This window comes from Streptomyces sp. NPDC058470, assembly GCF_042721055.1.
GTDB lineage: Bacteria > Actinomycetota > Actinomycetes > Streptomycetales > Streptomycetaceae > Streptomyces.
On record NZ_JBHXMF010000022.1, the window covers coordinates 51,935 to 65,155 of the forward strand.

At 70.2% G+C, this 13,221-nt stretch carries 16 protein-coding genes and 2 pseudogenes; 9 read left to right on the forward strand and 9 right to left on the reverse strand.

Annotation, left to right across the window (positions count from 1 at the left end):
• Nucleotides 1-299 precede the first annotated feature (299 nt).
• Together ACFWP7_RS18150 and ACFWP7_RS18155 are read left to right on the forward strand one after the other, a co-directional pair.
• The gene (locus tag ACFWP7_RS18150; protein WP_384382527.1) at nt 300-449 is read left to right on the forward strand and encodes a hypothetical protein; all 150 of its coding nucleotides are present in this window, start codon (nt 300-302) and stop codon (nt 447-449) included.
• A gap of 478 nt (nt 450-927) precedes the next feature.
• Nucleotides 928-1,542, forward strand: coding sequence for a DUF998 domain-containing protein (locus ACFWP7_RS18155; RefSeq protein WP_384382528.1), 615 nt, complete (start codon nt 928-930; stop codon nt 1,540-1,542).
• Here ACFWP7_RS18155 and ACFWP7_RS18160 read toward each other — a convergent pair.
• From ACFWP7_RS18160 to ACFWP7_RS18170, 3 genes are all read right to left on the reverse strand, one after another.
• Complete coding sequence (locus tag ACFWP7_RS18160; RefSeq protein WP_384382589.1) at nt 1,529-1,768, reverse strand: hypothetical protein; 240 nt, start codon at nt 1,766-1,768, stop codon at nt 1,529-1,531. The genes ACFWP7_RS18155 and ACFWP7_RS18160 overlap by 14 nt on opposite strands.
• Nucleotides 1,729-2,043, reverse strand: coding sequence for a transposase (locus ACFWP7_RS18165; protein ID WP_384382529.1), 315 nt, complete (start codon nt 2,041-2,043; stop codon nt 1,729-1,731). The genes ACFWP7_RS18160 and ACFWP7_RS18165 overlap by 40 nt, the downstream gene beginning before the upstream one ends.
• Nucleotides 2,044-2,304: 261 nt before the next feature.
• Nucleotides 2,305-2,937 carry a TetR/AcrR family transcriptional regulator gene (locus ACFWP7_RS18170; RefSeq protein ID WP_384382530.1) on the reverse strand — a complete coding sequence of 211 codons (633 nt, stop codon included), beginning with the start codon at nt 2,935-2,937 and terminating at the stop codon, nt 2,305-2,307.
• A gap of 75 nt (nt 2,938-3,012) precedes the next feature.
• Between ACFWP7_RS18170 and ACFWP7_RS18175 the strand changes: the two genes are divergently transcribed.
• Nucleotides 3,013-3,726 (forward strand): carboxymuconolactone decarboxylase family protein, encoded by a 714-nt coding sequence (locus ACFWP7_RS18175; protein ID WP_384382531.1) that lies wholly within the window; start codon nt 3,013-3,015, stop codon nt 3,724-3,726.
• Nucleotides 3,727-3,966: 240 nt separating this feature from the next.
• Here the strand turns inward: ACFWP7_RS18175 and ACFWP7_RS18180 are convergent, their stop codons facing one another.
• A complete protein-coding gene (locus ACFWP7_RS18180; protein ID WP_384382532.1) occupies nt 3,967-4,152 on the reverse strand; it encodes a hypothetical protein in 186 nt (61 codons plus the stop codon).
• 59 nt (nt 4,153-4,211) lie between these two features.
• Between ACFWP7_RS18180 and ACFWP7_RS18185 the strand changes: the two are divergent.
• A pseudogene (locus ACFWP7_RS18185) lies at nt 4,212-4,325 on the forward strand (PfkB family carbohydrate kinase); the annotation flags it as partial.
• A gap of 938 nt (nt 4,326-5,263) precedes the next feature.
• Here ACFWP7_RS18185 and ACFWP7_RS18190 read toward each other — a convergent pair.
• Nucleotides 5,264-6,229: a pirin family protein gene (locus tag ACFWP7_RS18190; RefSeq protein WP_384382533.1), complete on the reverse strand. Its 966-nt coding sequence runs from the start codon at nt 6,227-6,229 to the stop codon at nt 5,264-5,266.
• 191 nt (nt 6,230-6,420) lie between these two features.
• On the opposite strand from ACFWP7_RS18190, the gene ACFWP7_RS18195 reads away from it, so the two are divergent.
• From ACFWP7_RS18195 to ACFWP7_RS18205, 3 genes are all read left to right on the forward strand, one after another.
• On the forward strand, nt 6,421-6,957 hold the full coding sequence (locus ACFWP7_RS18195; protein WP_384382534.1) for a MarR family winged helix-turn-helix transcriptional regulator: 537 nt from the start codon (nt 6,421-6,423) through the stop codon (nt 6,955-6,957).
• Complete coding sequence (locus ACFWP7_RS18200) at nt 6,954-7,394, forward strand: MarR family winged helix-turn-helix transcriptional regulator (protein ID WP_384382535.1); 441 nt, start codon at nt 6,954-6,956, stop codon at nt 7,392-7,394. The genes ACFWP7_RS18195 and ACFWP7_RS18200 overlap by 4 nt, the downstream gene beginning before the upstream one ends.
• 69 nt (nt 7,395-7,463) lie before the next feature.
• Nucleotides 7,464-7,811, forward strand: coding sequence for a tetratricopeptide repeat protein (locus ACFWP7_RS18205; protein WP_384382536.1), 348 nt, complete (start codon nt 7,464-7,466; stop codon nt 7,809-7,811).
• A 294-nt stretch (nt 7,812-8,105) separates the two neighbouring features.
• Here the strand turns inward: ACFWP7_RS18205 and ACFWP7_RS18210 are convergent, their stop codons facing one another.
• Nucleotides 8,106-9,506: a PepSY-associated TM helix domain-containing protein gene (locus ACFWP7_RS18210; RefSeq protein ID WP_384382537.1), complete on the reverse strand. Its 1,401-nt coding sequence runs from the start codon at nt 9,504-9,506 to the stop codon at nt 8,106-8,108.
• Nucleotides 9,507-9,708: 202 nt separating this feature from the next.
• Here ACFWP7_RS18210 and ACFWP7_RS18215 point away from each other — a divergent pair, with 202 nt between their 5' ends.
• Nucleotides 9,709-10,365 carry a peptide deformylase gene (locus ACFWP7_RS18215; protein WP_384382538.1) on the forward strand — a complete coding sequence of 219 codons (657 nt, stop codon included), beginning with the start codon at nt 9,709-9,711 and terminating at the stop codon, nt 10,363-10,365.
• A 219-nt stretch (nt 10,366-10,584) separates the two neighbouring features.
• Here ACFWP7_RS18215 and ACFWP7_RS18220 read toward each other — a convergent pair whose 3' ends face one another.
• Nucleotides 10,585-12,018 (reverse strand): dihydrolipoyl dehydrogenase family protein, encoded by a 1,434-nt coding sequence (locus tag ACFWP7_RS18220; protein WP_384382539.1) that lies wholly within the window; start codon nt 12,016-12,018, stop codon nt 10,585-10,587.
• 119 nt (nt 12,019-12,137) lie between these two features.
• Here ACFWP7_RS18220 and trxA point away from each other — a divergent pair, with 119 nt between their 5' ends.
• Nucleotides 12,138-12,515, forward strand: a complete 378-nt coding sequence (gene trxA / locus ACFWP7_RS18225) for a thioredoxin (RefSeq protein WP_384382540.1) — start codon at nt 12,138-12,140, stop codon at nt 12,513-12,515.
• A 15-nt stretch (nt 12,516-12,530) separates the two neighbouring features.
• On the opposite strand, the gene ACFWP7_RS18230 is transcribed toward trxA, so the two are convergent.
• Nucleotides 12,531-12,671, reverse strand: a complete 141-nt coding sequence (locus tag ACFWP7_RS18230; RefSeq protein ID WP_384382590.1) for a hypothetical protein — start codon at nt 12,669-12,671, stop codon at nt 12,531-12,533.
• 284 nt (nt 12,672-12,955) lie between these two features.
• Nucleotides 12,956-13,072, reverse strand: a pseudogene (locus ACFWP7_RS18235) (hypothetical protein); the annotation flags it as partial.
• Nucleotides 13,073-13,221 lie beyond the last annotated feature (149 nt).

A 13,221-nucleotide genomic window follows, 5' to 3' on the forward strand; every position in this document is an offset into this window, starting at 1 on the left:
AGGCCGCCCCCTCCAGGCTCCCGAGGCGGCTCGGACGTCAACTCACTTGCGAGGACGGCCACTTCAGCAAGCACAACGACACCGCCGGACATCGGCCCGCGGACCGCGCTCACCAAACCTCGCGGAGCACTCCACGGACCGAGTGTCCATGGGCCAGGGCCGCCTGACCCGACCAATCGACGCGGTCTACGGGAAGGACATCGACACCACGATCACCAACTGGGCCTGCGCCCACGGCGACCTCGGCTAACCAACCTCTGCGGCCCGGGCTGTCGATCACCGACCGGGAGGGCTGGTGCATGGGCCCGACCGGATGGGATGCCGCCGGTTGCTGGTCCGCGTACCTGACCGTGCCGACACTCACAGGACGAGCCCAGGCCCTGCTCTCCGACGTCCTGTCGACCCGCAGCGGCATGCTGCCCCACCTCCTTCAGTGTGCGTCGGCGTAACACATGAAGATGCTCAGCCTGGTACACAGGTTCGTGCACCGCTTGCCATGCCGGCACCGGCCGCGTAGAACCGGACACACGTGCCGGCATCGCATGACGGGCAGCGTCTCCTCAGGACTGTGCATCGTGGGCCGCACCGACCAGTCCACCTTCCGGTGTACGCCGACGCCACCGCCTACGAGTGGGCGGCCAACGGCTGTACCTCGCACTGCTGCGAGCTTCCGCGCGTGATCTGAAGGGGCAACAGCCATCCTTGAGGTGTGGCACTTTGGGATGGTGAGGGGCGGATACGAAGGCGAACACTGTGCACGGTGCCGAGGAGCGCGCCCGGCGACGTAGCGGCCAGGGTTGGTGAGCAATCCCGGCGATCAGTCGATCCCTTGCCGACGATCCCGCCAGAGGTCGTCATTCCTTCTCCACCCGATCAACCGACCTGGCCCTGCACGAAGTCCAAGGCGTGGCGTGAAACGATGACGGAATGACGGCTACCGCATTCGCTTTCTCGATTCTCGGACTCCTCGGGCTAGTCGGGTATCTGGGAATCTTCGTAGCTCTGCACGTGCTGCCCACCGGCTACCATCCCGTCCGGCACGCAGTCAGTGACTACGCCGTGGGCCAGTACGGTTCGCTGTTCCGCCTCGGGCTGCTGGTCTCCTCGCTGGGCGTCGCATTCCTGGCGGTCGGCCTCACCCTTGAGCCGGGTGCCCCGCCGCTCGCGGTGAGCCAGCTCGTCTTCCTCTACCTGGTTCCGCTCATGCGTCTGGGCATGGCCCTCTTCCCCACTGACCTGGAAGGCGAGAAACTCACCAACACCGGTCGCCTGCACTACCTTTTCGCCATCGCCGCGTTCGCGTTCACCTACGCGGCGATTTCCGGGATGACATCCCGGCTGGAACCGCTGGCGCCCTGGCAGTCCGCGCACGGACTCCTGTCCACTCTCCGCGAGATCGCCCTGGTGTCGCTCGTCCTCCTGGTCGTGACGCTGCTCCCCCGCCTGCGAAAGGTCTTCGGCCTGTTCGAGAGGGTGTTCCTCGTCAGCACCAACCTCTGGCTCATCAGCGTGGGAATCCTCCTCGCCGTCAAAACCACCTGACGGCGCAGCGCCACTTCCACAGAGGTGTTTGGGCGGTGGGCGCGTGGGTCAGCAGCAATTCCACGTCGCCCATCGTGACATCGGTTCGGAGGTCGCCGTCGCGCTGCGCGGGGGCGATCAGGTAGTTCATTGCCGACCCCGCCTGGAGCTGGACTTCGGGCGGGAGACACGGGCCGCCCGCCGGGGTCAGTTCACGAAGCAAACGTTCCTCGTTGACGTCCACCACCGCCCGGCGGAACAACCCCGCGAGTTCTGTGTATCCGGTGCTGCGTCCCGGCTTCGGCCCTGCTCACGGCGGATGGGTGAGGCGCCGGCGTATGCCTTCAGACCGCGCGCGTCAGGGAACCGTTGTCGGTCGTCTCCGATCTCGGCGAGCACCCGGGCGCCGAGTTGGATGCCAAGGCCGGGAAAACACCCTTCGCCGCCCGCCCATCCATGACCCGCCCCACTGGCAGCGGCTGGCCCGGGCCTGCCGCTGCCAGTGATAAGCCGCGCGGGCATGGAGATCACGATCTACGGCCGGAGTACTGACTCCAGCAGCGTTTCGCTGTCTGGCCCGGTCAGAAGCCTCGTCCCGAAACTGGCTGCGGAAGCTCACCGCACGCTGCATCTCCGGCCCCGGCCTCCGCCTTACGCCAGCGGCTCGCCCAGGACGCGATCAAGACCTGCGCCGGGTCCGGAGCGCGGAGCCAGGCCTGCCTGGATCGGTCACCCGTGGCACAGCACCGAGCCATTTCGCCGCGCACCCCGCCACCGTCACTTCTAAGCGGGCGGGACGCCGACCAGTTTCACCAGGAACCGGTCCACCTGTTCCTCCAGTGGGGGCCAGGGCAGCTCGGGCTGGTTGACGCGTGTCGAGACTGCGCCGTGGACGGCCGTGCGCAGGTCCAGGGAGACGGTCTCCGCGTCGTCGCGGGGTGCCAGCCCGGCGTCCATGCAGCGGCGGATCGTCGCGGTCGTGCGCTCGGCCATCTCACTTCTGAAGGACATGTCCGTGCGCCGGTTGAGGGTGCTCTCGTGCAGCACCTTGTACAGCCCCGGGTGTTCGCGGGACCACGCGCCGAGCAGCGCTGTACGGGCGCGCAACGCGGCCACCGGGTCGGCGGCGCCCGACTCCGCGTCGTCCACCGCGCGCAGCAGGCCCGCATGGCACTGCTCCAGCGCGGCCAGTACCAGCGCGTCGCGGTCGGCGAAGTGGATGTAGACGGAGGTTGCCGCGATGCCCACCTCGCGGGCGACCGCGCGCAGCGACAGTGCCTGGTCGTCGGCGAGTTCGTCGAGCAGCCGCAGCGCCGCATCGACGATCTCGGCGCGCAGCCGCTCACCCTGGCCGCGCGGGTTACGGCCGCGCGGCGCGGCGCGGGCGGTTTTTCGGGCCGGCGTGCTGGCATCCATGATCCGGCATTGTAATGGGACAGTCCTTAGGGCTACAGTCGTAGCCCTACAGCCGTTAACTTAAGGGGATGCACCATGACGCTGCCCACCCAGGCCACAGTCAAGGAACTGGACCCGGTGTTCGCGGAGATGGCCGCCGCGAGCTTCCAACTCGCCGGGGAAGGAGAGGAACTGACGCCGCGGGAGCGGATCCTGCTCAGCCTCGTTGCCGACGTCTGCGAACAGATCCTCGGGATGCCCTACGAGTTGCACGTGCGGGCCGCCCTGGACAACGGCCTCGACGCCGACGACCTGCGCGAGCTGCTCCGCTTCATCTCCTACGACAGCGGCTATCCGGCGGCGCTGGCCGCGCTGGAGCGGCTGGCTGAGATCGAGCGCAAACACGGCCTGCCCGGCCCGACCGGCCAGGGCCACCCAGTGAACGCGGACGGTACGGGCAGTCCTATCCCTGCGCCGACGCGCGCTGAGGTGCGCGCCCTCGACCCGGGCTTCGCCGACTACATGGACCTGCAGTCACGGATGCGCGCCGACATGTCCCGGATCAGCCTCCGCGAGAGGACGTTCGCCACGATGACGGTGGACGTCCTCTACCAGACCCTCCAGGAGAGCTTCCGCGTCCACATCGGCCGCGCGCTGCGAGCAGGGGCGACGCCCTATGAGGTCCGCGCCGCCGTCCGAGCCACCGCGACCTTCGGGATGACCCGGACCTGGCGCGCCCTGAACGTCCTCGACGGGCTGCTGGCCGACCAGGAGGAACTGCAGGGAAAGCAGACGGCCGGGAGCGCCTGACCGCCCGTAGCCTGCACCCCGCACACGACTCGGACCGCAGGGCCGGCCCGTCATGGTGCAGGCCGCAGGCGCAGTCCAGGGCATTGTTGGGCGAGCCTGCGACGCCACCGCGGCGCGGCAGGCTGCCCAACCGTCAGTGATTCACTTCGCGAGATCGGCCGTTCCTTCTGCCAGGTGTATAGCCTGCGCCCGCCCCGTGCTGCTGACCGCCGCCGAGGGTGAGCGGCTGAAGAAGATGGCCTACGGCACCGGTGACGGGAGAAGGTCGACCAGGTGCGCGGCCACTGTCTGCCGCATCTGGCCGGCACCTCGCTCGTCGCCCTCGCCGACGACCTCGTCACAGCGTACGAGCAGGAAGAAACGGGCGAGGCCGCCTCCGGCGACGTCTGCGCCAAGGGCGGCAAGTCCCGTGGCTGACGTGGTCATGATCGTGATCGTGGCCTGAACCTCGATCTCGTGGTGTCCCTTCCGCGGCTGCAGGGAGGTCCGTCGAACGTTCGCCGGGTGGCAAGGGCGCCAACCAGGCGGTCACCGCCGCCCGGCTCGGCGGACACATCCACCTCGCGGGCCTGGTCGCCGACGACGCCTACGGAACCGACCTGCGGCGTCGCAGCCGTGGCCAACAACGCCCTGACCCCCGAGGCACTCGGCGGTGCCCAAGGGCTGGAGCAACTCCTCGCACGGCGCCGGGGCACTACTGCTCCCCGTTCCTTCGCGTGAGGACAGGGCTTGACCTGTGACTGCCGGCTGAGGGCGGAGACCTGCAGCGGCCTGTGGCCCGGGATGACCACCGCGAGGTCCGCCAAACAGTCGCCGATGAGTTGCGATGATCCGAAGCGGACTGGGACACATGTGTCAAGTACTGTCGTTTCACAGGGAGTTGGTGGGTCACGATGCTGAGACGAGTCAAGATGAGCCCAGGGCGCAGCGTGGCAGCCAACGGCGCATCGACCAGCCATGCGTCACGCCGGGACCCCTGGCCGACCTGACGGATCTGCGCTACCGGTTGCACTTTGCCGCGGGTGCCCCCGGCGTGGAGCGCATCGCCGCTGCGGGTCGCGGCGGACGATACTTTGCCGGGCAGTCCCTCGAAGGATTCCGTGCACCGCATCATCGGCTCATCTGAAATTCCGACCGTGCAGGCGACGCTGTCTCGGTGGCTGCAGTACTGGCCCGCCAGGCCGGGTGGCGTGTCACGGACGTGACGGAGCGAGTGGGCAGAAGTCGGATGAGGGCCCAGCTGGTCCAGCCGCTGGACTCCCCCATCACCCTCCTGGATCCTTCGCGCTGGAGGTTCACCGGTCGATCACCATTGGGCGACAACGATGGGCTGCCGCAAATTCCCGCGTACGTGGAGCGTGAACACGACCGGCGACATTGAGTCAGCGTGAGGCTGACCCGCCTGCAGTTGGCCAGACATGAGAACGCAGGTTGTCCGTCGAGGGATTCCTCAGGAGCGGTCTCCTCCTCGGGATGAGGGGTGTCGAGCAGGGACGCCGCCTCCCGCGAGAGGCCTGCACCAGGGCTGAACCCTGGGTCAGCGCACCCTTCCACGCGGTTTCAGCGGCACCGGCGGAAGTTCGGGAGCAGGCAGTGGCGCACCGTCGTACCCCACCACCTCACCGAACCGCGAGCCCGCCATCCAGTCCGAACGGGCCTGTGCGATGTCCTCGTTGGACCGTCCGATGAAGTTCCACCACATGATCAGCTCCTCCTCGAACGGTTCGCCGCCGAGGAGCATGAGGGCCGCGTCGGACTCGGCGCGCAGCGGGAGTTCGGTGCGGCCGCAGCCGAGGTAGAGCATCGAGCCGGGAAGTACCGGTACGCCGTCGACGTGGGCCTCTCCGGACATGGCCAGTACGGCGTACTCGAAGTCGGGCTCCAGGGGCAGGCGTACGTCGGCACCGCTCGCGAGGGCCAGGTCGGCGCCGACGATCGGGGTGTACGTCGTGCCCGGTGAGGCCGTGCCGTCGACCGTACCCAGGATGAGCGTGGCACGGAGGCCGGGAGCCGTGACGAGAGGCAGGTCGGCGTGGTGCTCGAAGCGCGGGTCGGCGTGGCGGTGGCTGTCCGGCAGGGCGACCCAGAGCTGCGCACCGTGCAGGAAGCGGGCGTGCGACTTGGGACTCTCCTCGGAGTGACTGATGGCCCGGCCGGAGGTCATGAGGCCCAGTTCGCGCGGCCTGATGGTCTGCAGGCTGCCCGTGGAGTCGCGGTGCAGCACCTCGCCCTCGTGCAGCCAGCTGACGGTCTGCAGGCCCAGGTGCGGGTGCGGCGGGACCTGCATGCCGGGCTCCTCGGCGACGTCGTCGGGCCCGTAATGATCGACGAAGCACCACGCGCCGACCATGCGGCGGCCCAGGTTGGGCAGCAGGCGGCGGACCTCGGTGGACTCGCCGAGCTTGACCTTGCGGGGGCTGAGGAGTTCGCGCACCGGTTCGGCCACCACAAAACCGCGGCCACCGCACAGGGCGGGCACTGCCTCGCGATCAAGATTGCTCATGGCCCACAACCTAGCCGCGCCGGGGACCCGACGTCAGGCCATCGACCCGCCCATTGAGGGGCACTCGGCGCAGATCCGGGCAGAGGACCTAGGTCCGGCGCCTAGGTCCGGGGCCTCGGACGCGTACACCGTTGGTCGGACCGACCTCAAAATAGTAGCCATGGATATAGTAGCCATGTACGGTTTCTTGCATGAGTTCGGTACCTGAGAACGCGACGCCCGGCTTCCTCGTCTGGCGTCTGTCGATGAAGTGGCGGGTGGCCGTCGACCGGGCGGTCGCGCCGCTGGGTCTGACCCACGCGCAGTACTCGCTGGTGGCATCGCTGTACGGCATGCACAGGGGTGGCCGCCGGCCGAGCCAGCGTGCGCTCGCCGACCACACCGGACTCGAAGCGCTCTACGTCTCGAAGCTCGCCCGCGCCCTGGAGACGGCCGGGATCGTCGACCGGACACGGGATCCGGCCGACCCCCGGGCGGTGCAGCTGTCACTCACGGAGGAGGGACGCGAGGTCACGCGCCGCGCCATCGGGGTGGTTCACGACCTTCTGGACCAGCTCCTCGAACCCCTCGGCGGGTTCCACGGCGAGCGCACACGGGCGTTCAGCCGTGAGTTGGCGGCGCTGCTCGACGTACCACTCGATCCACGTTCCGAGCGGGAACACCCACAGAAGGAACGCCCCGAACAGGAACACCCCAAGCAAGTACTTTCCGAGAAGGAGCACTCATGACCACTGCCACTCCACCGGCCAACGGCCAGGTCATAGCCCTGGCCCACTACGCAGCCCGGGCAGTACTGGAGACGGTACTGGCCCGCACCGGAACCACGTTCCACCAGTCGGTGACCCTCAATGCCGTCTCGAGCCAGGGCGGCACCGTCGAGGACGACTGGATCATCAGCCGCCTGACCGGGTCACTGAAGATCGAGGAGTCGGCGGCCCGGGAGATCCTCGACGAGTTGACAGCTCTGAAGCTGCTGGAGGAGTCGAGCTCGGGGCAGGTGTCCTTCACGGACAGCGGCCAGGAGCTCTTCGACCGGATCCAGCCAGGCCTACGCGAGGTCTCGGCCCGGCTGTACGCGGGCATCCCGGCCGAGGACCTGGCGACCGCCGGTCGCGTACTCACTCTGCTCACCGAGCGGGCCAACGCGGAGCTCGCAGACGCGTAATCCCACCACCTTGCAGTAGTGGAATATTCAACCACCTGCGCCTGTTGAGGCCGTCGAAGGAGGTCAGCGGTGGACACGATGTACTACGACCACGGGACGGCCGCGGAGCGCTGGGAGCGGGCGCGGATGTTCTTCGACGCCAGGGACTACACCGGGGCGGCGCGGGTTCTGGGTGGCCTGGTCGAGGAGGCGCCGGAACTGGTCGGGCCCCGGCTGCTGCTGGCCCGCTCGTACTACCACTCGGCCCAACTGTGGCGCGCCGAGGCCGAGTTGCGCGTACTCGTGGAGCTCGACCCGGTCGAGCACTACGCCCGGCTGATGCTGGGGCGCACGCTTCAGCGTCAGGGGCGGGCCGACGAGGCGGAGCCGCACCTGCGGATCGCCTCGGCGCTCGTGGGCGACTTCGAGCGGGTGTAACAGCCCTGCGGCGAAAAGGCCGGTCACCGCGGTGACCGGCCTTTTCGCGTGCATTCTCGGCGAGGGCCAGGGGGATGGCTGACGCAGAGCAACGGACCGGTGGTGGCTGGGGTCGACGGGCTTTCGGGCCCGCCCCCCCCCCCCCCCCCCCCCCCCCCCCCCGCGGCCCCCCCCCCCCCCAAAGCCCCGCCGCGCAGCGGACACAAAAACCCCCCTGCCCCTTCCCGTCCCCCGGCGCTTCGCCCCCAGACCCCGTATCGCGCTGCACGCTCTCGTCCTCAAACGCCGGACGGGCTAAGGGTTTTCAGCGACGTACGCGCGCTTCCCCCTCCGGTGCGCGATCTCGCCGAGCAGCACGTCGACGGCGATGAACACCGCCAGCGGGATGCCGAACAGCGGCACGAAGTAGCCGAGCACGGCGATGGCCGCCATGGTCGGGACCAGGATCTGCGGCGGGACCTGCTGCCAGGCGCCGCGCGGGATGGGGCGGCCGAACGCGGAGGCGCGTCCGCGCAGCCACCACATGCGGTAGCCCAGGACGATCAGAAGGATCAGCGCAGCCGCGAGGGCCATCAGCACGATCTGGTTGGCCAGGCCGAAGAGGACGCCCATGTGGGCGTCGATGCCCCAGCGGGTGAGCTTGGCGAGCACCGGGTAGTCCGCGAAGCGGAGTTCGTCGGTGACCTCGGCGGTCGTCGGGTCGACGGCCACCGCGTCCTGCTTCTCGGGCCAGCTGCGCTGGACCTGCTTGACGACGTAGGCGGAAGAGGCGTCGGCGGGCGGGGTGATCTCGACCGGGTCGCCGAGGCCCTTGGCGCGGGCCGCGGCGAGGATCTCGTCGATACCCGCTCCGCCCTCCGCGTCGCCCGTCGCGGCCGCGGCCTCGTGTTCGGCGTGCTCGCCGCCCGCCGCCGCGGAGACCGAGGGCGTCGCCTGGCCGAGCGAGGTCCTGAGGACGTCGATGTTCGCCCCGGCATACGTCGACCAGGTCAGGCCGGTCGCCGAGAGGAAGATGAATCCGACCGCCGCCCAGACGCCGACGGTGCCGTGCAGCCCCAGGGTGCGGCGGCGCCCGCTGGTCCCACGCACCTTGCGCTGCGAACGTCGGCGCGCGAACCACAGCACCAGGCCGCCGCTCGCGATCACCCAGAGCCAGCTCGCGGCGAGTTCGCTGTAGAGGCGGCCGTTCTCGCCAAGGTGCAAGTTGCGGTGGAACTCGTCGATCCAGGTGCGCAGCGGGAGCGCGCCGGTGGAACCGTACTGCTCCAGGGCCCCGCGCACCTTCGCGGTGTACGGGTCGACGAAGACCGCGAGGGTGTGGTCGGCGTCGACGCCCGGAGTGCCCGACAGCATCACCCGGGTCGTCGCAGCGGCCTCCGGCGAGGGGCGTATCGCCGAGATCGTGCCCTCCGGGTGGGCCTTGCGGGCTGCGGCCACCTGCTCGGACAGCGGCAGCTTCTCGTCGCCGACCGGGACGGTCATCTCGTGCGAGTAGATGACCTTCTCGGCCTGGTACGAGGCGGCGTACAGGAAGCCGGTGGACGCGGCGACCAGCAGGAAGGGGGCGACGAGCACTCCTGCGTAGAAGTGCAGGCGCAGCACCAGGGGACGCAGCGAGGACCAGGCTCTTCGGGTGGATGCCGGCGTGGCGGACTGCGGGGACTCGTCCGTCGTGATCGGGGGAGCGGTGGACATCGGCGGGGTTCTCCGGTCAGGAAGGGGACGGAATCGGGCCGTGGGCCGGGAGTGGGGCTCCCTTCACCGGTGGCGGTCCAGTAGTCGGAGCGCGGGCGCGAGGAGTTCCCGGGCCCGCGAGTGGCGTGCGTCACATTCGAGAAGGTGGGGACTCGCCCCGTGCCGACTCGCTCCGCGTCGGACCGCTTGACATCCTGGCGCGATGGCAACCGAACGTGACCCCAGCGCCTCCCGCTCCCTCAGCGACCAGGTCGAGGAACTCCTCTCCCACGAAGGCCCGTTGCCGATCGTGGCCGCCGGAGACCCGGTGCTGCGCCGGGCCGCCGAGCCCTTCGACGGCCAGTTGGACGCGGGGCTGCTGGCCCGTTTCGTCGCCGCCCTGCGCGCGACGATGCACGCGGCTCCCGGTGTCGGCCTCGCGGCGCCACAGGTCGGCGTACCCCTGCGGCTCGCGGTCGTCGAGGACCCGGCGCCGGTGTCCGAGGAGGTGCGCCTGGTCCGCGGACGGGTGCCGCAGCCGTTCCGGGTGCTGGTCAATCCGTCGTACGAGGGGATCGGCGCCGCCCGTGCGGTGTTCTTCGAGGGCTGCCTGAGCGTGCCGGGCTGGCAGGCCGTGGTGCCCCGGCATGCCGAGGTGCGGCTGCGCGCACTGGACGAGGAGGGTCACACGGTCGACGAGGTGTTCACGGGCTGGCCCGCGCGGATCGTCCAGCACGAGACGGATCACCTGGACGGTGTGCTCTATCTCGACCTTGCGGAGACGCGCTCACTGTCCTCGAACCAGGCAATGGCCGAGCACTGGGCGCAGCCGACACCGCAGGAGGCGGCCGCGGCCCTCGGCTTCAACCTCCCTGCCTGAGCCGCGCCGTCTCCTTGGACCGGGTATCCCGTCGGGGAACCCGGCCGGCTCGCCTACGCGTCCCGTTAGGCCTCCCGGCAGCCGCGTCAACAACCCTGCGAGTCAATACAGCTAGCCGGCACCACAAGAGGCAGCCGCAGCCCTCGGCTTCGACATATCCGCTGAACCGCACCGTCTCCCTGGGCCGCGTACCCCGACGCGGGCACCCGGCCCGCTCGGCTACGCGTCCCGGTAGGCCTCCAGCAGCCGCAGCCACACCTCGCTCACCGTCGGGTAGGACGGGACGGCGTGCCACAGGCGGCCGATGGGGACCTCGCCGGCGATGGCGACGGTCGCGGAGTGGATCAGTTCGCCCACTCCGGGACCGACGAAGGTGACGCCGAGGAGGATCTCGCGGTTGATGTCGACGACCATGCGGGCCCGGCCGCGGTAACCGTCCGCGTACAGACCCGCGCCCGCCACCGCGGACATCTCCACGTCCACGGCCCGGACCCGGTGGCCCGCCTGTTCGGCCTCGGCCAGTGAGAGGCCCACCGCGGCGGCCTCCGGGTCGGTGAAGACGACCTGGGGGACGGCCGCGTGGTCGGCGGTGGCGGCATGGGCGCCCCAGGGGTCCGACTCCAGGAGCGGTACGCCGGCCGCCCGGGCGGCGATGGCGGCTCCCGCGATACGGGCCTGGTACTTGCCCTGGTGGGTGAGGAGCGCGCGGTGGTTGACGTCGCCGACCGCGTACAGCCACTCGCTGCCGATCACCCGGAGGCTGTCGTCCACGTCGAGCCAGGCCCCCGCTTCCAGGCCCACGGTGTCGAGGCCAAGGTCGTCGGTGCGGGGCGCCCGGCCGGTCGCGAAGAGGATCTCGTCGGCCACAAGGCGGTCACCGGTGTCCGTCAGGACGACCACGGTCGAGCCCTCGCGGGTCACCGCGGACACCGAGGTGCCGGTGCGCACCTCCGCGCCCGCCTCCTGCAGGGATTCGGCCACCAGTTCCCCCGCGAAGGGTTCCATGCGGGGCAGCAGGCCCTTGCCGCGGACCAGGACCGTGACCTGGGAGCCCAGGGCCTGCCAGGCGGTGGCCATCTCGACGGCGACCACACCGCCGCCGACCACGACGAGCCGGCCGGGCACGGCCTGCGCGCTGGTGGCCTCGCGGCTGGTCCAGGGCTTGACCTGGGCGAGTCCCGGCAGGTCGGGGAGGAGGGCGCGGGTGCCGGTGCACACGGCGACCGCGTGCCGGGCGGTCAGCACCTGCCGCTCGGCGTCCGGTCCTTCGACCGTCACCGTGCGTGGGCCCGCGAGCCGTCCGTGACCGCGGTACAGGTCGGCGCCGATGCCGTCCAGCCAGCCGACCTGGCCGTCATCCTTCCAGTGGGAGGTGAAGGAGTCGCGATGGGCGAGGACCGCGGAGGCATCGAGGGGGCCTTGCACCGCCTGGCCGAGGCCGGGCACGCGGCGGGCGTCGGCGCGGGCGATGGCCGGGCGCAGCAGGGCCTTGCTGGGCATACAGGCCCAGTAGGAACACTCGCCGCCGACCAGTTCGCTCTCCACGATCGCGGCGGAGAGGCCGGCCGCGCGGGCGCGGTCCGCGACGTTCTCCCCCACGGGCCCGGCACCGAGCACCACGACGTCGTACGCGATGGATTCCGTTTCCGTCATGGGACCAGTCTGGTTCTTGGTGTGCTTCGTGGCCACACGGGTACCGGCGCGGAATACGGCACCGGAAGGCGGCGTTGTGCGAACCGGCACGAACCGACTCGAGAAAGTGGGAGACAGGCATGAGCAGCACCGTGGAGCTCACCAAGGAGAACTTCGACCAGACGGTCAAGGACAACGAGTTCGTCCTGATCGACTTCTGGGCGTCCTGGTGCGGGCCGTGCCGTGGGTTCGCCCCCGTCTACGAGAAGGCCGCCGAGGCCAACCCGGACCTGGTGTTCGCCAAGGTCGACACGGAGGCACAGCCCGAGCTGGCCGCGGCCTTCGACATCCGGTCGATCCCGACGCTGATGATCGTCCGCGACCAGGTCGCGATCTTCTCCCAGCCCGGGGCGCTGCCCCAGGCCGCACTGGAGGACGTGATCGGCCAGGCCCGCAAGCTGGACATGGACGAGGTCCGCAAGTCCGTCGCCGAGCAGCAGGCCCAGGCCGGCCAGTAGGCCCCGCTTCCACGCTCAGAACGGGTACGGCGCCGCGTCGCCGCTCACGGTCGTCCAGCGCACGTCGGTGAAGGCCTCCAGGTTGGCTTCACCGCCGAGGCGGGCGCCGGCGGCCGCGATGCCACCGGAGGGCGAGAGGGCCTCGTCGTTGACCATCTGACCGCCTGATCGTTGATGCGAGCGATGTCGGTGGGAATGCAGTCGGCGAGGTCGAGACCGCGTGCGGTGTCCTGGGTGACCATCCCCAGGGAGAGGCCGTACGGTCCCACCGGGGCGAGGGCCGCGCGACCGACCCGAAGACCCCCTCCGGGTACGGGGGCCGAGTCGTCGACTCCGGCGAGCGACCACCGTCGGTCGGTGGAACAGCCCCTCGTGCATGCGGTGCTGGACTTCACCAGCCCCTGGGTCTCGGCGAGTTGGGCGCTGCCGATGATCGGCCCGAAGTGCACCTGCGCGCGGTTCGGGTCGCCGACGGCGAGCGAGTCGACCTTGAGGGCGAGCCGCTCGACGTACTCCCCGTAGAGCAAGGCGTGCACGAGATGGCGGCCCGTCGTCATGCAGATCTGGCCCAGGTGGGAGAACGAGCCCCAGGTCGACGTGGAAATCACCGGCACCTGGGAGGTCGGCAACCGGTGCGCGCCCGGCCACCGGGCCACCGGGCCACCGGGCCACCGGGCCACCGGGCCACCGGGCCACCGGGCCACCG